Source organism: Trueperaceae bacterium, assembly GCA_031581195.1.
Taxonomy (GTDB): domain Bacteria; phylum Deinococcota; class Deinococci; order Deinococcales; family Trueperaceae; genus SLSQ01.
This window is the reverse complement of sequence record JAVLCF010000044.1, coordinates 1-18,070: the sequence shown is the minus strand read 5'-3', so window position 1 is coordinate 18,070 and position 18,070 is coordinate 1. Positions and strand designations below refer to the sequence as shown.

Genomic DNA, 18,070 nt, shown 5'->3' with positions numbered 1-18,070 from the left:
AAGAGCTACGACCCGCTCGAGGCGGAGCCTCGCTGGGTGCGGCGGTGGGCGGACGAACCGTTCCGGGCCGACCCGGAGAGCGGGCGGACGCCGTACACCATCGTGATTCCGCCCCCGAACGTCACCGGCAACCTGCACTTGGGGCACGCCTTCGACAACACGTTGATCGACACGCTGATCCGGTGGCGCCGCATGCAGGGCTACGAGGCGTTGTTCCAGCCCGGCATGGATCACGCCGGCATCAGCACCCAGGTGGTGGTCGAGAAGACCCTCGCCGAGGAGGGCACGACCCGCCAGGAGCTGGGGCGCGACGCGTTCCTGGAGCGCGTGTGGGCGTGGAAGGAGACGTACGGCGGGGTGATCGAGGGGCAATTGAAGCGGCTCGGCGTGAGCGCCGACTGGACCCGCAGCCGCTTCACGATGGACGAAGGCCTGTCGCGCGCGGTCCGCAGGCAGTTCGTCGAGCTGTACCACCAGGGCCGCATCTACCGCGGCGAGCGGATCGTCCACTGGGACCCCGAGAGCCGCACGACCCTGTCCGACCTCGAGGTGGACCGCGAGGAGCGCCCCGGGGAGCTCTACACCCTCGCCTACGAGCTGGAGGGGGGCGGCGCGATCCGCATCGCGACGGTGCGGCCCGAAACGATCTTCGCCGACCAGGCGATCGCGGTCCATCCCGAGGATCCGCGGTTCGCGTCGCTCGTCGGGGGGCGGGCCCGCATCCCCCTGACCGACCGGTTCGTGCCGGTGATCGCCGACGAGGCGGTCGAGCCGGACTTCGGGACCGGCGCGCTCAAGATCACGCCGGCGCACGACCCGACCGACTTCGAGGTCGGGGAGCGGCACGGCCTGGACCGCCCCTCCGTCATCGGGTTGGACGCCCGCATGACGGGCGACCTGGTGCCGGACGCCTTCCAGGGGCTCGAACGCTTCGAGGCGCGCGCCGCGGTCGTCGCGGCGCTCGAGGCGGACGGGGCGCTGGTCGAGCGCACCGCCTACACGGTGCCGATCGGGCTGTCGCAACGCACCAAGGTGCCGGTCGAGCCGGTGTTGTCGCTGCAGTGGTTCTACGATGTGCAGCCCGCCGCGGAGCGGGTCCTGGCGGCGTTGGACGCGGGCGAGATCACGCTCGTGCCGGAGCGCTACGCGAAGGTGAACCGCGACTGGCTGGAGAACCTGCGGCCGTGGAACATCAGTCGGCAGTTGTGGTGGGGCCACCGCGTGCCCGCCTGGTACGACGACGAGGGGAACGTCTACGTGCCGTCGCCCGACGACCCGTTCACCGACCCGCCCGACCGCCCCGAGAACGCCGGCAAGGTCCTCACGCAGGACCCCGACGTGTTCGACACCTGGTTCTCCAGCAACCTGTGGCCGTTCTCCACGATGGGGTGGCCGGACGAGGACGACCCCTTCTACGCCCGCTTCTACCCGACCGACGTGCTCGTGACCGGGTACGACATCCTGTTCTTCTGGGTCGCGCGGATGCAGATGGCGGCGTACGAGTTCACCGACCGCGCGCCGTTCTCCCACGTGATGCTGCACGGGCTGGTGCTCGACGAGCACGGCCAGAAGATGTCGAAGTCGAAGGGGAACGGCGTCGATCCGCTCGAGGTGATCGAGGCGTCCGGCGCGGACGCGCTGCGCTTCGCCATGACGCACGCCTCGACCGGGGGGCAGGACATCCGTTGGGACCCGCGGCGGGTCGACATGGGGCGGACCTTCACGAACAAACTCTGGAACGCCGCCCGCTTCGCGTTCATGAACCTGGATGGGCCCGAGGACGCCGGTCCGCCCGAACGCCTCGCGGACCGCTGGATCCGGGCGCGCCTCGCGCGCGCCACCGACGTCGTCACGGAACGCCTCGAGGCGTTCGACCTAGGTGGCGCCAACCGCGCGGCGTACGAGTTCGTCTGGAGCGAGTTCTGCGACTGGTACCTCGAGGCCGCCAAGCCGGCGTTGCAGGCGGACGACGCCCGCACGCGGTACGTGCTGCGCACCACCCTCGAAGCGGTCCTGCGGCTGCTGCATCCGCTGCTGCCCTTCGTGACCAGCGAGCTGTGGGAGGCGATGGGGCACGAGGCGCAGGTCGCGGTCGCGGCGTGGCCCGACGCGGCCGTCGACGGCCGCCCCGACGCGGAGGCGGAGGCCGCCTTCGCGCGCCTGCAGGCGGCGGTCGGTGCGGTGCGGGCGTTGCGCGCCGAGGCGGATCTCCCGCCGCAGCAGGTGGTGCCGGTCCACCCGAGCGGCGAGGACGCCGCCCTGCTCGCGGAGCAGCGCGACGTCGTCGCGGCGCTCGCGCGCGCGGAGCTGCGCGAGGGCGATCCGGACGGGGCGGCGCTGCGTCAGGTGCTGCAGACCGTGACCCTCCGCCTCCCGCTCGAGGGGCTGGTGGACGTGAGCGCCTGGCGGGCGCGGCAGGAGAAGCGCCTGGCGGACCTGCGCGCCGACGCGGCGAAGAGCGCGAAGAAGTTGGCGAACGAGAAGTTCGTGGCGAACGCCCCCGAGGACGTCGTCGCGGAGGAACGCCGCCGGCTGGAGGAGGCGGAGGCGTTGATCGCAGGGGTCGAGGCGAGCCTTGCGAACCTCGCGTGACCCCGCCGCCCCCGACCTGACGTTCGCGTGACGGAGTCCTGACGGTCCCGGGTCACATTCGGCGTGGAGGTGCACCCATGATCCGATCCGTCCCGACCCTCTTCGCCCTGTTCACCGTCCTCGCCCTCGCCGGCGCCGTCCACGCCGCCGGCCACGCCGGGCACGGCGACGTCACCCTCACCCCCATCGGGGGCTACGACCACGGCGGCTTCGACGAGGGCGCCGCGGAGATCGCGGCGTTCGATCCCGACACCGAACGCCTGTTCGTCGTCAACTCCGAGGCGACCACCCTCGACGTCCTCGACCTGTCCGACCCGACCGCCCCGACGCTGCTCGAACAGCGCGACATGACGACGTTCGGCGACGGCGCCAACAGCGTCGCGGTGTACGACGGCCTGGTCGCCGTCGCCATCGAGGCGGATGCGGTGGACGCGAACGGCGTCGTGCTGTTCACCGACGCCGACGGCACCGTCCTCGCGGAGCACGAGGCGGGGGTCCTGCCCGACATGCTGACCTTCACGCCGAACGGGATGCACGTCGTCGTCGCCAACGAGGGGGAACCCAGCGACGACTACGCCGTCGATCCCGAGGGGAGCGTCACCATCATCGACCTGCCCGCCGACCGCGACCCGGCGGACGCGACGGTGCGGCACGCGGACTTCCGGGCGTTCGACGGGCGCGAGGACGAACTCCGCGCCGCGGGCGTCCGCATCTTCGGGCCCGGCGCGTCCGTCTCGCAGGACCTCGAGCCGGAGTACGTCGCGATCCCCGACGGCACGATGACCGCGTACGTCGCGCTGCAGGAGAACAACGCCCTCGCCGTCGTCGATCTGGTGGCCGGAGAGGTGACCGACGTCGTGGCGCTCGGCCTGAAGGACTGGAGCGACCTCCGCCTCGACGTCGACGACAAGGACGAGGTCGCCGACTTCGGGTCGTGGCCCGTGCACGGGATGTACCAACCCGACGCGATCGCGCCGTTCACCGTCGACGGGGCCGGCTACGTCGTCACCGCCAACGAGGGGGACGCCCGCGACTACGACACCTTCAGCGAGGAGGCCCGCGTCGAGGACGTCGAGCTCGACGCCGACGCGTTCCCGAACGCCGCGGAACTCCAGGCGGCGGACGCGCTCGGTCGCCTGGAGTTGTCGACCGCCACCGGCGACCTGGACGGCGACGGCGCCCACGAGCAGATCCACGCCTACGGGGGCCGCAGCATCAGCGTCTGGAACGAGGCGGGCGAGCTCGTGTGGGACAGCGGCGACCTCGTCGAGACCACCGTCGCGGAGCTCCGTCCCGAGCTCCACAATTCCGACAACGACGAGTCGGTCGCCGAGAGCTTCGACAGCCGCAGCGACGCGAAGGGCCCCGAGCCGGAGGGCGTCGTCGTCGGCACCATCGACGGCGTGCCGTACGCCTTCGTGGGCCTCGAGCGGGTCGGGGGCGTCATGACGTTTGACCTCTCCGACCCCGCCGCCCCGGCGTTCGCGGGCTACGTCAACGACCGCCCGATCGACGCACCGGCCGACGGCCCCGACGCCGGCGACCTCGGGCCGGAGGGCCTCGTGTTCGTGCCGGCCGACGCCTCCCCGAACGGGCGCGACCTGCTGATCGTCGCGTACGAGATCTCCGGCACGACCCGCATCTACGAGGTCGGGCACGACCACTGATCCTCGAACGGTCCGGCGGCGCGTCGCGCCGCCGGACCGGATGACCGAGTCCTGACACTCCATCTTTACGCTCGTTCCTGGAGGTAATCCCATGAAGAACACCCCGTCCATCCTCGTCCCCTTCGCCCTCCTCTTCGCCCTCGCCGGCGCCGCCCTCGCGCAGGACGTGCGCGTCGACGGCTCCTCGACCGTCTACCCGATCGCCCTCTCCATCGCCGAAGAGTTCGCGATCGAGTACCCCGACACCAACGTCAGCGTGGCGTTCTCCGGCTCGGGCGGCGGCTTCGAGAAGTTCACGGCCCTCGAGACCGAGATCAGCAACGCCAGCCGCCTCATCAAGCCCAGCGAGATCGAAGAGATCAACGCCGCCGGCCGCGAGTTCGTCGAGATCCCGGTCGCCTTCGACGCGCTCACCGTCGTCACGAACATCGAGAACGACTGGGCGAGCTGCATGACCGTCGAGGAGCTCAACACCATGTGGCGCGCCGACGGTGGCGTGACGACGTGGGCGGACGTCCGCGACGGCTGGCCTGAGGAAGAGATCGAGTTCTACGCGCCGGGCGTCGACAGCGGCACGTTCGACTACTTCAACGAGGCGATCCTCAACGACGGTGAGGACGACATCCGCACCGACTTCTTCCCGAGCGAGGACGACAACGTGCTCGTCCAGGGCGTCGAGGGCAACCCGTACGCCATCAGCTTCTTCGGCTACGCCTACTACGCCGAGGAGGAGGACAAGCTGAACGCCGTCCGCATCGACGACGGCAACGGCTGCATCGAGCCCAGCACCGCGACGATCGAGGACGGCAGCTACACGCCGCTCGCCCGTCCGCTGTTCACGTACGTCGCGGTCGACGCGGCGGACGAGAACGAGACCGTCCAGCAGTTCATCGAGTACTGGCTCAGCGACGAGGCCCGCCCGCTCATCGCCGCCACCGGCTACGCCGTCCTGAGCGACGAGGCGTACGAGATCGGTCTCGAGCGCTTCAACGACCGCGTGACCGGCTCGCCGTTCAACGAGTACAGCGGCACGGTCCTGGAGATCTTCGAGCAGGAAGGCACCCGCTGAGCGGACGCCCCATCCTGACGAAGCCCTGATGCGGCTTCGGTAGATTCGCCCCCGGCCCCAGGGCCGGGGGCGATCTTCGTCCCCGGGGTACCCTCCCCCCAGGAGCGTGCATGAGCGAAACGTCGAAACGCGCCGCCGAAGCGATCGGCATCCAACGCAGCGTCCGCCGCAACCTCGGTGACCAGGCCATCCGCGTGGTGTTGTTCCTCGCCGCCAGCGTCTCGGTCGTCACGACGTTCGCGGTGATCTACGCCCTCTCGAGCGAGACGATCGCCTTCTTCGCCGACCCTGCCGTCACCTTCCGGGAGTTCTTCACCGACACCCGCTGGACCCCGCTGTTCGGCGAGCGGCAGCGTTACTTCGGAATCGCGCCGCTCGTCGTGGGGACCCTGAACGTCACCTTCGTCGCGCTCGTCGTCGGCCTCCCGCTCGGGCTGGGGTCGGCGATCTACCTCTCGGAGTTCGCGACCGCCCGCGCGCGCCGCACGATCATGCCGATCCTCGAGATCCTCGCCGGCATCCCGACGGTCGTCCTCGGCTACTTCGCGCTGTTCTTCGTCACCCCCATCCTGCGCGACGTGATCCCCGGGTTGAACCTGTTCAACCCCACGAGCGCCGGGCTGGTGATGGGCTTCATGATCCTCCCGACGGTCTCGAGCATCTCGATCGACTCGATGCAGGCGGTGCCGCGCGCCATCCGCGAGGCCGCCTACGGGCTGGGGGCCAGCCGCTTCGAGGTCGTCCTCAAGGTCGTCCTCCCCGCCGCCCTCTCCGGCATCGTCGCCTCGTTCATCCTGGCGATGTCGCGCGCGATCGGGGAGACGATGATCGTCGCCCTCGCCGCGGGGCAGAAGCCGACCTTCACCTTCGACCTGCGTGAGACGATCGCGACCATGACCAGCTTCATCGTGCAGGCCGCCACCGGCGACCAACCGGTCGGCAGCATCGGGTCGCGCGCGCTGTACGCCGTCGGCTCGACGCTGTTCGTCATCACCCTCACGCTGAACCTCGCGTCGAACCAGATCGTGCGGCGCTACGCGGAGCGCTACGAATGAGCCTCGCGCAGCGTAGCGACGCCGACCGCCGCCGGCAGGCGGCGAAGCGCGCCCGCGGGCGCGCGTTCGTGGCGATCACGTTCGTGCCGGTCGTCCTCGCCCTCGCCCTCGTCGCGACGTTGTTCACCGACGTCATCACCGACACGGTCTCCTGGCAGATCGTGGAGCCGGCCCAGACGACCGCGTCCTGGTCGTTTGCGGAGGGCTTCGCGGGCCTGGGGACGTGGGAGCACGTCGTCGAGATGGAGCTGGAGGCGCGCGGCGTGGACCCCTCCACCATCCTCGAGGATCCCGAGGAACGCCGCAAGTTCCGCCTCCGCAACCGCGTCGAGTTGTTGTGGAGCCTGAACGGCGAGCGGCTGCGGTGGGTCGTCACGAACAGCCGCGACGACACCGTCGAGGATTACGGCTACTTCGAGGGTCTGCGCGAGCTCGACGCGATCCGCGCGGAGGTCGGCGAGGGGCAGGAGCTGCGCCTCAACCCCTGGCTCGACCTCGCCTTCTTCACGAAGAACGCCAGCCGCACCCCGGTCATGGCGGGGCTCGGCAACGCGCTGTTGGGCACGCTGTGGGTGATCGGTCTGGTGATCCTGTTCTCGCTACCGATCGGGGTGGGGTCGGCGATCTACCTCGAGGAGTACGCGCCCGACAACCGCGTCACGCGCTTCATCGAGCTGAACATCCGCAACCTGGCGGGCGTGCCGTCGGTCGTGTACGGGATCCTCGGGCTGTACGCCTTCGTGCGGGTCTTCGAGTTCGGGCCGACCGTCCTGTCCGCCGCGTTGACCCTGTCGCTGTTGATCCTTCCGGTCGTCATCATCGCGTCGCGCGAAGCGATCAAGGCGGTGCCGCCGTCGCTGCGCGAGGCGTCGTACGGTCTAGGTGCCTCGAAGTGGCAGACGACGTCGCGGGTGGTGCTGCCCAACGCCATCGCCGGCATCACGACCGGCATGATCCTTGCGGTCGCCCGCGCGATCGGGGAGACCGCCCCGCTGCTGTTGGTCGGCGCGGCGGCGTTCATCCCGCGCGCGCCCGACGGGCCGCTCTCGACGTACACGGTCGTCCCGATCCAGATCTACAGCTGGGTGGCGGAGAACGACGTCGAGTTCGCGCACGTCGCCTCCGCCGGCATCCTGACGCTGTTGATGGTCCTCCTCGTCCTGTACGGCGCGGCGTTCTACCTCCGCCGGCGCTTCGAACGGAGTTGGTGATGAGTCAAACCGTCCCCGAAGATCACGTGACCGTCCGCACCGATCCGGTGGCGCCGGACGACGCCGTCGTCGGCATCGAGGACCTGTCGCTCTGGTACGGCGACTTCCAGGCGTTGCGCGACGTGTCGCTCACGGTGCCGAAGAACCAGGTGACGGCGTTGATCGGCGCGTCGGGCTGCGGGAAGTCGACGCTGCTGCGCAGCATCAACCGCATGAACGACCTGGTGCCGGGCGTCACGGTGACGGGGAAGCTGCACTACGAGGGCGCGAACCTGTACGACCCGGTCGTCGACCCGGTGGAGGTGCGGCGCCGCATCGGCATGGTGTTCCAGAAGCCGAACCCGTTTCCGAAGTCGGTCTACGAGAACGTCGCGTTCGGGCCGCGCCTCCACGGCTTCCAGGGGGACATGGACGCGCACGTCGAGACCAGCCTCAAGCGGGCGGCGTTGTGGGAGGAGGTCCAGGACAAGCTGCAGCAGTCCGGCCTGGGCCTGTCCGGCGGGCAGCAGCAGCGCCTCTGCATCGCGCGGGCGATGGCGACGGAACCCGACGTCATCCTGATGGACGAACCCACCAGCGCGCTCGACCCGATCGCGACCGACCGCATCGAGGAGTTGATCCACGAGATCAAGCAGGACTTCACCGTGATCATCGTGACGCACAACATGCAGCAGGCGGGGCGGGTCTCCGACCGGACGGCGTTCATGCACCTCGGGGTGCTGATCGAGGAGGGCCCGACCGAGCAGATCTTCACGAACCCGCAGTTCGAGATGACGGAGCGCTACATCAGCGGACGCTTCGGCTGACGTCGCGCCCGACGTGGGGAGGGTGGGGGCGGCCCGACGGGGCCGCCCCCAGCGCTAATGGGCGATTAATGGTCGTCTCGCTACCGTTACGTTCATGCGTGTCTCGTGGTTCGTTCGGTCCGCCGGCCCCCTGCCCCGTCCCCTCACCCGCCTCCTGCTCGCGACCGGCCTCACCGCCGCTCTCGCCGCCTGCTCCAGCGGCGGCGGGCCCGGGGTGGGCGCACCGGACGCCCCGGACGCCCCGGACGACGCCCCGGCGCCCGGCGCGGCGTACGTCACGTCGGTGTCCCCCACGAGCGGGGCGCCCGGAACGCCCCTCGAGGTGACCGGCGCGCTGCCGGGCGACGCCCGCGTCGCCCTCTGCGACGCGCCGCTCGAGGCCGCCACCTTCCTGACCGACGACGGGGCGTCCGTCGCGGTCGACGCCGCCGACCCCGGCGTGCTCTACCCCCGCCTGCGGGGCGACGTGCCCGCCGCGGTCGGGGCCGGCGGCTGCCGCCTCACGCTGGTCGCGGACGGCGAAGCGCTGCAGCTCGACGGGGCCCCGACCTTCACCGTCGAGGCGCCGGCGGTCGGCGCCGCGAGCGCCTCGACGAGCACCGTCACCGCCTCCCCGACCAGCCTCCTCGCCGACGGCGCGAGCGAAGCCGTGATCGTGGTGACGTTGCGCGACGCGAACGGGGTCCGCCTCACCGAGGGCGGCGCGTCCGTGACGCTCGACCCGCCCGCCGACGGCGCGATCGGGGACGTCACCGACCGCGGGGACGGCACGTACGCCGCGACGTACGTCGCCGGCACCACCCCCGGCGAGGTCCCGATCGTCGCGCGGTTGGACGGGGAGCCGTTCGCCACGCCCGGTCGCGTCGTCCTCACGCAGGGCGCGGCCACCCCCACCACCAGCACCGTCGTCGCCGACCCGACCGCCCTCCCGGCGGACGGGACCTCCACCGCGACCGTGACCGTCACGGTCCGCGACGGGGACGGCGACCCGCTCGACGCGAGCGTCGGCGCGAACGCCGTGACGTTCGACGCCCCCACCCACGGGACGCTCGGCCCGGTCCGCGACCGCGGGGACGGGACGTACGAGGCGACGTACACCGCCGGCACGACCGCGAGCCCGGTCGACGTCCGCCCCCGGCTGTTCGACGTCGCCTTCGACGCCGCCGCCCGCATCGACCTGCGGCCCGGCGCCGCCAGCGCCCAGGCGAGCACGGTGCGCGTCACGCCCGCCGTCCTGCCCGCCGACGGCGCCGCCACCGCCACGGTGACCGTGACGTTGCGCGACGCGAACGGCAACCCGCTCCGTGCGTCGGGGGGAACGGTGACGCTCGACCCGCCGGCGCTCGGAAGCCTCGGGGACGTCACGGACCTGGGGGACGGCACGTACGTCGCGACGTTCACCGCCGGCGTCGAGCAGGGCCCCGTCACGCTGCGCGCGGCGTTGGACGGCACGCCGATCGACGGCGCGGCGGACCTCACGCTGGCCGGCGCGTTCTACCGCGCCGAGAACGGCGTGACGGTGCGCTGCCCCTCCGCCGCGGTGGGGGAGAGCGGCGAGGTGGACGGCGTGACGTACGTCAAGCGCGACCGCGCCGGCCTCGAGGCGCTCGTCGACGCGGAGGACACGGCCGGCCTCGAGACCGCCTGCACGACCGGCGTGACGGACCTGAGCGAACTGTTCGCGCAGGCCACCTGGTTCGACGGCGACGTCGGGCATTGGGACACGCGCGCCGTCACGACCCTCAAATCGACCTTCTTCAACGCGAACGCCTTCGCCGGCGACCTCGGGGCGTGGGACACCGGCCAGGTGACCGACATGTCCTACGCGTTCTACTTCGCGTCGTCCTTCGACGCCGACCTGAACGCGTGGGACACGTCCCGCGTCACCACGATGCGCGACATGTTCCACGGCGCGACGGCGTTCGACGGCCGCATCGGCGACTGGGACGTCGGCCAGGTGGAGGACATGACCGCGATGTTCCGGGACGCGAAGGCGTTCGACCAGCCGCTGAACGCCTGGGACGTCGCGTCGGTCCGCGGGATGGCGGCGATGTTCTGGGGGGCGGAGGCGTTCGACCAGGACCTGACGGGTTGGGACACGGCCCGCGTCGAGCGCATGAGCGGCATGTTCCTCGGGGCGGACGTCTTCGACGGCGACGTCACGACGTGGGACGTCGGCAACGTCACGACGATGAAGGAGATGTTCTCGAACGCACGGCGCTTCAATCGCGATATCTCCGGCTGGGACGTCGCCAACGTCACCGACATGGACCGCATGTTCGAGGCCGCGAAGGCGTTCGACCAGGATCTCGGCCGCTGGTGCGTGTCCGGCATCGCGAGCGCCCCCACCGAGTTCGCCGTCGCGGCGAACGCCGCGTTCGACGCGTCGAAGCACCCCGACTGGGGGCGGTGCCCGCAGGTCACCCGTCTCGACGTCACGCCGAGCGCCGTGCGGCCGCCCCTGAACGGCTCCGAAACGCTGGCCTACGTCTTCGAGCAGACCGACGCCCCCGGCCTCACGTGGACGTCGAGCGACGAGGGCGTCGCGACGGTCGACGGGTCCGGCGTCGTGAGCGGCGTCGCGCCGGGCACCGCGACCGTGACGGTGCGCAGCGACGTGTTCCCGGACGTGCAGGACGCCGTCACGGTCACCGTGCCGGACTTCCGGCGCGCCGCGAACGGCGTCACGATCGTCTGTGACGGCGCGCAGGTCGGCGACCGGGCGGTCCTGAACGGCACCACGTACGTCAAGCGCACCAAGGCGCAGATCACCCCCGGCAACGCGGCGACGACCTGCACGTCCGGCATCACGAACATGGCGTACCTGTTCGGAGCCGAGTACTCCTGGGACGCCCTCACGAACTTCAACGCGAACATCGAGCACTGGGACGTGAGCGACGTGCGGACCATGCGGGCGATGTTCCGCTACGCCGAGAACTTCCGGCGCTCGCTCCAGCACTGGGACGTCTCCTCGGTCACCAACATGCGCGAGATGTTCTTCGAGGCGGACCGCTTCGACGGGGCCATCGCGGGGTGGGACGTCTCGTCGGTCACGAACATGCGCGCCATGTTCCACTTCGCCTGGGAGTTCGACCAGCCGATCGGGGGGTGGGACGTGAGCAACGTGAAGAACATGCGCGGTCTGTTCCAGTACACGCAGTTCGACCAGCCGATCGGGGATTGGGACACCGGCAACGTCACCGACATGGACGTCATGTTCAACCAGGCCGTGTTCGACCAGGACATCTCCAGCTGGTGCGTCTCGAAGATCGACGAGGAGCCGTGGGGGTTCGGGGGCCCCCGCACGGCGTACCAACCGAACTGGGGGACGTGCCCCGGGGGATGAGGCGCCCCGTCAGCGGAGGGGGAAGACGAGCGGGACCACCAGAAGGGTCGCCACGAGCATCAGGACGACGATCGGCAGGCCGACCTTCACGAAGTCCGTGAAGCGGTAGCGGCCGGGGGTGAGCACCAGGGCGTTGACGGGGGAGGCGACCGGCGTCGCGAACGCCGTCGACGCCGCGACCGCCACCGTCATCAACGTCGCGGCCGGGTTCACCCCCAACCCCTCCGCCGCGGCGAACGCGACCGGGGCGATCAGGACCGTCGTCGCGGTGTTGCTGATGACCTGACTGAACGCCGACGTCAACAGGAACAACGCCGCCATCACGAGCAGCGGACCCGCGTCCCCCAGCCCCCCGATCAGGCCGCCCACCACGAGGTCCAGCCCGCCGCTGACCTCGAGGGCGGTCGCCATCGGGAGGATCGCGGCGATCAGCACCACCGACTCCCAACTCACGGCGCGGTACGCGTCGTCCATCGAGACCGCCCCGACCAGCACCATCCCCATCGCGGCGGCCAGCACCGCGATCGCGTTCGGGACGACGCCGGTCGTCATCATCAGCAGCATCGCGACCAGGACCGCCAGGGCGGCGGGGGCGCGCCGCGTGTCGCGCGCGAAGCGCGCCCACCCGCGGGGCTCCCCGACGACGATCAGGTCGCGGCGCGCCGACGCGATGCGGCGTTGCGCCGCCGGGCCCCCCGCCAACAACAGGGCGTCCCCGGCCCGCAACGTCGTTTCCGCCAGGTCCCCGTGCAGGAGGCGCGCGCCGCGCTTCACGGCGACCACCGTCGCGCGCGTCCGGTCGTGGAGGCGGGCGTCCGCCAACGTCGCGCCGGCGTAGCTGGAGTCGGGCGGGAGCAGCGCCTCGATCAGCATGAGCGGTTCCGGCAGCGCGCCCTCCGGCGCGAGGTCCGCGACGCGCACGCGCGCCTCGTTCGCGAGGGTGTGCAGCTGCGCGTCGGTCGCGTCGACGTACAGCACGTCGTCGGCGCGGATCAGGGTGGAGGGTTCCGCGCGACGCACGTTGGGTACGCCGTCCTCGTCCGCGGTGGCGACGGCGAGGACCGTCACCCCGAAGCGGGCGCGCAGCGCACCGCTCGCCATGGTCGCGCCGACGAGCTCCGTGCCGGCCGGCACCTCCACGCGGTGCAGGCGTTCGGTGAGGCCGTAGCGGCGGGCGAGCCCCTCGAGGGTGGTCGCCGCGACGCCGGAGCCGACCTGCTCGACGTCCGGATGGCTGGGCAACAGGTGCCGACCGATCGTGGCCATGTACGTCACGCCGACCGCGAGCATCACGAGGCCGACGGGCGTGAAGGCGAAGAACCCGAACGGGGTGCCGCCCTGCGCCCGGAGTTGGTCGGCGACGACGAGGTTCGGGGGCGTCCCGATCAGGGTCGTCATGCCGCCCAGGAGGCTCCCGAACGCGAGCGGCATCAACAGCCGCGACGGCGCGACGTCGGCGCTGCGGGCCAGGCCGACGACGACGGGGAGCAGCACCGCGACGGTGCCGGTGGAGGAGAGGAACGCCGACAGCAGGGCGCTGCTCAGCATCGTCGCGACCAGCAGGCGGGTGGGGCCGCGGCCGGCGAGGCGGGCGAGGAGGTCCCCGAGGCGGTCGGCGACGCCGGTCTCGAACAGGCCGGCCCCGACGACGAACAGGCCGGCGATCATCAACGTCAACGGTTCCGCGAAGCCGGCGAGGGCCTGACCGGCGTCGAGCACGCCGGTCAGGACGAGCGCCAACATCGCCAGCATCGCGACGACGTCGAGGCGAAAGCGGTCGCTGGCGAACGCCGCGACGGTGACGGCGAGGAGCGCGAAGACGATCGCGGCGTCGGTCACCGCTCGTCCTCGGGGGCCGTGCGCGGCGGGTCGGGGGTGGGGCGCAGGTCGAGGCCGTTGACGGCGTTGGCGGCGGCGTCCACGCCCTCGCGGACGATCCGCTCGACGGCGTCGGCGCCGGCGTCCACGACGTCGCGCAGGAGGGGGGCTTCGGCGTCCGTGAAGCGCGACAGCACCCACCGTTCGGTCGTCCAGCGGGGGTCGGGGGGCCGCCCGATGCCGACCTTGAGGCGGGCGACGTCGGGCCCGACGCGGTCGATGACGTCACGCACGCCCTTCTGTCCGCCGGCGCCGCCGCCCCGCCGGACCCGCAGCCGTCCGAGCGGCAGGTCGAGGTCGTCGTGCACGATCAGGATCTCGGCGGGCGCGACGCCGTGCTTCGTCGCGAGCGCCTGCACCGCGGCGCCGGACCGGTTCATGAAGGTGCCGGGTTTGAGCAGGCGCCGCGCCCCGTCGCGCGCCTCCTCCCCGAGCCGACCGCCGCGAAAGCGGACGCCGTGGCGGTCGGCGTAGGCGTCGACGACGAGGAACCCGGCGTTGTGCCGGGTTCCTCGGTAGCGGGGGCCGGGGTTGCCGAGCCCCACGATCAGACGCACGTCGGGTCCTTCCGCTCGGGCGGTGGGGGCGTCCTCAGCCGTCCTCGTCGCTCGCGTCCTCGCCGTCCTCGTCGGCGCTCTCGCCGATGACCTCGGGCTGCGTGACCTCCTCGCCCTCCTCGGCTTCCGCCTCGACGCGCGGCGGGACGATCGTGATCAACGTGAGCTCCTCGTCGTCGACGATCTCCGCCGTTTCCGGGAGGCGGCTGCGGACGTCGCCGATGTGGATCGAGTCGCCGATCTGCATCTCGCCGATGTCCAACTCGATCGCGTCGGGGATCTCGCGCGGCAGGACGTAGATCGTGACCTCGCGGCGGGAGATGAACAGTTCCCCGCCGTCCTTCTGGCCTGCGGCGGTGCCCTCGAACGTGACGGGGATGGCGACCTCGAGCTTCTGGCCGGCGGTGATGGCGTAGAAGTCGACGTGCATCGGGATGCGCTTGCGCTTGTCCATCTGGACTTCGCGCACGAGCACCGGGTGGCTGGTGCCCTCGACGTCGAGGTCGATGAGGCTGGAGGTGCCTTGCGCCCGGAACACCTTGTCGAACGCCTTGCGGCTCATGGCGACCGGGATGTTGAGCTCGTCGTTGTACACGACGCCCGGCAGGCGTCCCTCGCGGCGGAGGGGCCCGTTGCGGCCCGGCGTGCGTTGCGTGGCTTCGAGTTTCATGCCTGCCTCCAGGGCGGTGGTGCGGGATTCGCGCGGCCGAGGCCCGCGACACGAAGATAGAGTCTACGCCGTGCGCGGGGGTGCGCGCAACCGCCCGTCTCGGTCCAGGAGGTGGGGGACCCCCGCCGGACGCGCGGGGCGCGCCGCGCCGGAGCGCGGCGCGCTCAGCCGCTGAACAGCGAACTCACCGACGCGTTGTCGTGGACGTTGCGGATCGCCTTCGCCAGGAGCGGCGCGACGGAGAGGACGTGCACGAACGGGTGGGCGTCGCCGTCCTCGAACGGCACGGTGTCGGTCACGATCACCCGGTCGATCGCGTCGTGATCGAGCCGTTCGAGGGCGGGCGGGGTGAAGACCGGGTGGGTGGCGGCGACCGTCGCGCCGGGGCGCGCCCCGAGGCGCAACAGCGCATCGATGCCGCGCCGCATGGTGCCGGCGGTGGAGATCATGTCGTCGACCATGATGGGGCGCAGCCCCGCGACGTCCCCGATGACGTGCGTCACCTCGGTCTCGGTGGGGCTGGTGCGGCGCTTGTACAGCATCGCGAGGGGCAGATCGAGGTAGTTCGCGAGCCGCCGCGCTTCGGTGGCGCGCCCGACGTCGGGGGAGACGACGACACCGTCGGAGATGTCGCCCTCCGCGAGGTGGTCGCCGAGGATGTCGAGGGCGGTGAGGTGGTCGACGGGCACGTCGAAGAACCCCTGGATCTGGCCGGCGTGCAGGTCGACGGTGATGACGCGGTGGGCGCCGGCGGTCGCCATGAGGTTGGCGACCAGCTTCGCGGTGATCGGTTCGCGCGCCGACACCTTCTTGTCCTGCCGGGCGTAGCCGAAGTACGGGATCACGAAGTTCACCCGCCACGCCGACGCGCGCACGAGGGCGTCGGCGAGGACGAGGACCTCCATGAGGTTGTGGTTCACCGGGGCGCTGGTGGACTGGATGATGTAGCAGTCCGCCCCCCGGACGCTCTCGTCGATGCCGATGCGGGTCTCGCCGTCGGGGAACGTCGAGACGGATCCGTGCGAGAGCTCCATGCCGAGGTGGTCCGCGACGGAGCGCGCCAGGTCCGGCGTGGCGGTCCCGCTGAACAGTTTGACGTCGTCGCCGACCCTCACGCCGCGCGCCTCGCGGAGCTCACGGTCGGGGGGTGCGCGCCGGCGTGGGCCGGGGGGGTGGGCGGACGGGACGGCGGGACGGCGGACGGGAGACCGGGGGCTTCGGGGCTCGCCTCGTACACGGTGCACCTCACTCGGGTCGGCGCCGCCGCCGTCCCGCCGTCGCGCCGGGGCGCGGGGGCGGGGTCGGCCGGGCGTCCGGAGTCGCCGGAGGATACCAACTGCGCCGCGGCGTGGGGACGGGGCGGCGCGCGTCAGCGGGCGTACTGCACGGCGCGCGTCTCGCGCACCACGGTGACCTGCACCTGACCCGGGTACTCCATGTCCTGTTCGATGCGGCCGGCGATGTCGCGCGCCAGCAACGCCGCGCGGTCGTCGTTCACCTCGGTCGGCTCGACGACGATGCGGACCTCGCGGCCGGCCTGGATGGCGTAGCTCTTCTCGACGCCGGGGAAGCTGCTGGCGATGTTCTCGAGCGCCTCGAGGCGCTTGAGGTACACCTCGAGCGATTCGCGGCGGGCGCCCGGTCGCGCGGCGCTGACGGCGTCGGCGGCGTTGACGAGGACGGGGAACAGCGTCGCACTGCGGTCGAGGTCGTGGTGGTTGGCGATCGCGTCGATCACCTCGTCCGCCTCCCCGAAGCGACGCCCGAGGCCGGCCCCGATCTCGGTGTGGGTCCCCTCGATCTCCCGGTCGATCGATTTGCCGATGTCGTGCAGCAGGCCGGCGCGGCGGGCGGTGGCCTCGTCGAGGCCGAGCTCCGCGGCGATGATGCCGGCCATGTGCGCCACCTGCACGCTGTGCTGCAGGATGTTCTGGCCGTAACTGGTGCGGAAGTGCATCCGGCCCAGCAGCTGCAGGAGGCCCGGCTTGATGCCGACGACGTTCGCTTCGAGCGCCGCCTCCTCGCCCCGCTCGCGGATGTAGGTCTGCATGTCGGCCTGCGCCTTCTGCACGACCTCCTCGATGCGGGCGGGGTGGATGCGGCCGTCCTCGACGAGCTCCTGCAGGGCGAGCTTGGCGACCTCCCGGCGGAGCGGATTGAAGCTGCTCAGCAGCACCCCCTCGGGGGTGTCGTCGATGATCAGGTCGACGCCGGTCAACGCCTCGAAGGCGCGGATGTTGCGGCCCTCGCGACCGATGATGCGGCCCTTCATGGCGTCGCTGGGGATGGGGACGACGCTGACGGCGATGGCGGCGGACACCTCGCTGGCGCTGCGTTGGATCGCCTGCGCGAGGATCTGTTGCGTCCTGCGTTTCGCGTCGGCGTCGGCGCTCTCCACCGCTGCGCGGACGCGGACCGCCTTCTCCCGCTCGAGCTCCCCGTCGACGCGGGCGAGGACGCGGGCCTCCGCCTGGTCGCGGGTCAGGCCGGCGATCTCGTGCAGCTGCCGGTCGACGTCCGCCTCGCGGTTCGCGAGGGCGTCGTCGCGCTCGCGCAGCTCCGCTTCGCGCACGTCGAGGCGTTCCTCCTGCTCGTCGAGGCGCAGCGCGCGGGCGTCCTGCTGCTCGCCGCGGCGCGTGAGGCGTTCCTCGACGCCGTCGAGCTTCTCGCGTTCACGCTTGAGGTCCTCGCGCCCGCGCGCGACCTCGTCGCGGGCGCGCGTCGCCTCCTCCCGCGCCCGCTCGAGGTCGCGGTCGGCGTCCTCGCGTTCGCGGGTCAGGTCGGCGCGCAGGCGTTCGCGTTCGCGTTCGACCTCCCCCTGCACCCGCTCGCGCTCGCGCTCGAGGAGGCCGTCGGCGTCCGCTTCGGCGCGCTCGCGGATCGCGTCGGCGTCCGTCTCCGCTTCACGGCGGACGCGGTCGGCGTCGGCGCGGGCGGCGTCGAGGACCTCCTGGTCGCGGCCGCGGCGCACCGCGAGCGCCACCGCGCCACCGACCACGACCCCGAGGAGCCCCCCGACGAGGAGCCAAACGAGGGCGTTCACGCGGCGCCCCCCTCGGGGGCGGGCGCGGGCTCCGCGTCGGGGGCGTCGGCGCCGTCACCGGGCGCGTCCGCGCCGTCGGGTGCGGCGTCGGTCTCGCCCTTCAGGTGCGCCGTCACCCGCGCGCGGATCTCCTGCATCACCTCCGGATGCTCCAACAGGTACTCCCCCGCCTTCTC

General features: G+C 71.7%; 13 protein-coding genes. 7 read left to right on the top strand and 6 right to left on the bottom strand.

The genetic code is table 11. The features are described 5' to 3' along the window. The 7 genes from RI554_05665 to RI554_05635 all read left to right on the top strand — a co-directional run. Window positions 1–2,592: valine--tRNA ligase (locus RI554_05665; GenBank protein ID MDR9391498.1), on the top strand; the 2,592-nt coding region annotated here is incomplete at its 5' end. Window positions 2,593–2,669: 77 nt separating this feature from the next. Further along, the gene (locus RI554_05660) at window positions 2,670–4,259 is read left to right on the top strand and encodes a choice-of-anchor I family protein (protein ID MDR9391497.1); all 1,590 of its coding nucleotides are present in this window, start codon (window positions 2,670–2,672) and stop codon (window positions 4,257–4,259) included. A 91-nt stretch (window positions 4,260–4,350) separates the two neighbouring features. After that, window positions 4,351–5,328, top strand: coding sequence for a PstS family phosphate ABC transporter substrate-binding protein (locus tag RI554_05655; GenBank protein MDR9391496.1), 978 nt, complete (start codon window positions 4,351–4,353; stop codon window positions 5,326–5,328). 110 nt (window positions 5,329–5,438) lie between these two features. Beyond that, the gene (gene pstC / locus RI554_05650) at window positions 5,439–6,383 is read left to right on the top strand and encodes a phosphate ABC transporter permease subunit PstC (GenBank protein ID MDR9391495.1); all 945 of its coding nucleotides are present in this window, start codon (window positions 5,439–5,441) and stop codon (window positions 6,381–6,383) included. Beyond that, the gene (pstA, locus tag RI554_05645) at window positions 6,380–7,594 is read left to right on the top strand and encodes a phosphate ABC transporter permease PstA (protein ID MDR9391494.1); all 1,215 of its coding nucleotides are present in this window, start codon (window positions 6,380–6,382) and stop codon (window positions 7,592–7,594) included. Before pstC ends, pstA begins: the two co-directional genes overlap by 4 nt. Next, complete coding sequence (gene pstB / locus RI554_05640) at window positions 7,594–8,400, top strand: phosphate ABC transporter ATP-binding protein PstB (GenBank protein MDR9391493.1); 807 nt, start codon at window positions 7,594–7,596, stop codon at window positions 8,398–8,400. Before pstA ends, pstB begins: the two co-directional genes overlap by 1 nt. Window positions 8,401–8,494: 94 nt before the next feature. After that, a complete protein-coding gene (locus tag RI554_05635) occupies window positions 8,495–11,746 on the top strand; it encodes a BspA family leucine-rich repeat surface protein (protein ID MDR9391492.1) in 3,252 nt (1,083 codons plus the stop codon). A 9-nt stretch (window positions 11,747–11,755) separates the two neighbouring features. On the opposite strand, the gene RI554_05630 is transcribed toward RI554_05635, so the two are convergent. From RI554_05630 to RI554_05605, 6 genes are all read right to left on the bottom strand, one after another. After that, window positions 11,756–13,585, bottom strand: a complete 1,830-nt coding sequence (locus RI554_05630) for an SLC13 family permease (GenBank protein MDR9391491.1) — start codon at window positions 13,583–13,585, stop codon at window positions 11,756–11,758. Then, window positions 13,582–14,181: an aminoacyl-tRNA hydrolase gene (gene pth, locus RI554_05625; GenBank protein MDR9391490.1), complete on the bottom strand. Its 600-nt coding sequence runs from the start codon at window positions 14,179–14,181 to the stop codon at window positions 13,582–13,584. The genes RI554_05630 and pth overlap by 4 nt, the downstream gene beginning before the upstream one ends. 34 nt (window positions 14,182–14,215) lie before the next feature. Then, window positions 14,216–14,851: a 50S ribosomal protein L25 gene (locus RI554_05620; GenBank protein ID MDR9391489.1), complete on the bottom strand. Its 636-nt coding sequence runs from the start codon at window positions 14,849–14,851 to the stop codon at window positions 14,216–14,218. Between the two features lie 164 nt (window positions 14,852–15,015). Continuing rightward, on the bottom strand, window positions 15,016–15,966 hold the full coding sequence (locus RI554_05615; GenBank protein MDR9391488.1) for a ribose-phosphate pyrophosphokinase: 951 nt from the start codon (window positions 15,964–15,966) through the stop codon (window positions 15,016–15,018). Window positions 15,967–16,220: 254 nt separating this feature from the next. Continuing rightward, a complete protein-coding gene (gene rny, locus RI554_05610) occupies window positions 16,221–17,894 on the bottom strand; it encodes a ribonuclease Y (protein ID MDR9391487.1) in 1,674 nt (557 codons plus the stop codon). Next, the coding region (locus RI554_05605; protein ID MDR9391486.1) for a hypothetical protein at window positions 17,891–18,070 on the bottom strand (180 nt) is incomplete at its 5' end. The genes rny and RI554_05605, both read right to left, overlap by 4 nt.

Bases quoted from the DNA above. Each gene is read 5' to 3' on its own strand.
- RI554_05635 (MDR9391492.1), top strand. From the start codon at position 8,495: ATGCGTGTCTCGTGGTTCGTTCGGTCCGCCGGCCCCCTGCCCCGTCCC.
- pstA (MDR9391494.1), top strand. From the start codon at position 6,380: ATGAGCCTCGCGCAGCGTAGCGACGCCGACCGCCGCCGGCAGGCGGCG.
- pstB (MDR9391493.1), top strand. From the start codon at position 7,594: ATGAGTCAAACCGTCCCCGAAGATCACGTGACCGTCCGCACCGATCCG.
- RI554_05620 (MDR9391489.1), bottom strand. From the start codon at position 14,851: ATGAAACTCGAAGCCACGCAACGCACGCCGGGCCGCAACGGGCCCCTC.
- RI554_05655 (MDR9391496.1), top strand. From the start codon at position 4,351: ATGAAGAACACCCCGTCCATCCTCGTCCCCTTCGCCCTCCTCTTCGCC.
- pstC (MDR9391495.1), top strand. From the start codon at position 5,439: ATGAGCGAAACGTCGAAACGCGCCGCCGAAGCGATCGGCATCCAACGC.
- RI554_05660 (MDR9391497.1), top strand. From the start codon at position 2,670: ATGATCCGATCCGTCCCGACCCTCTTCGCCCTGTTCACCGTCCTCGCC.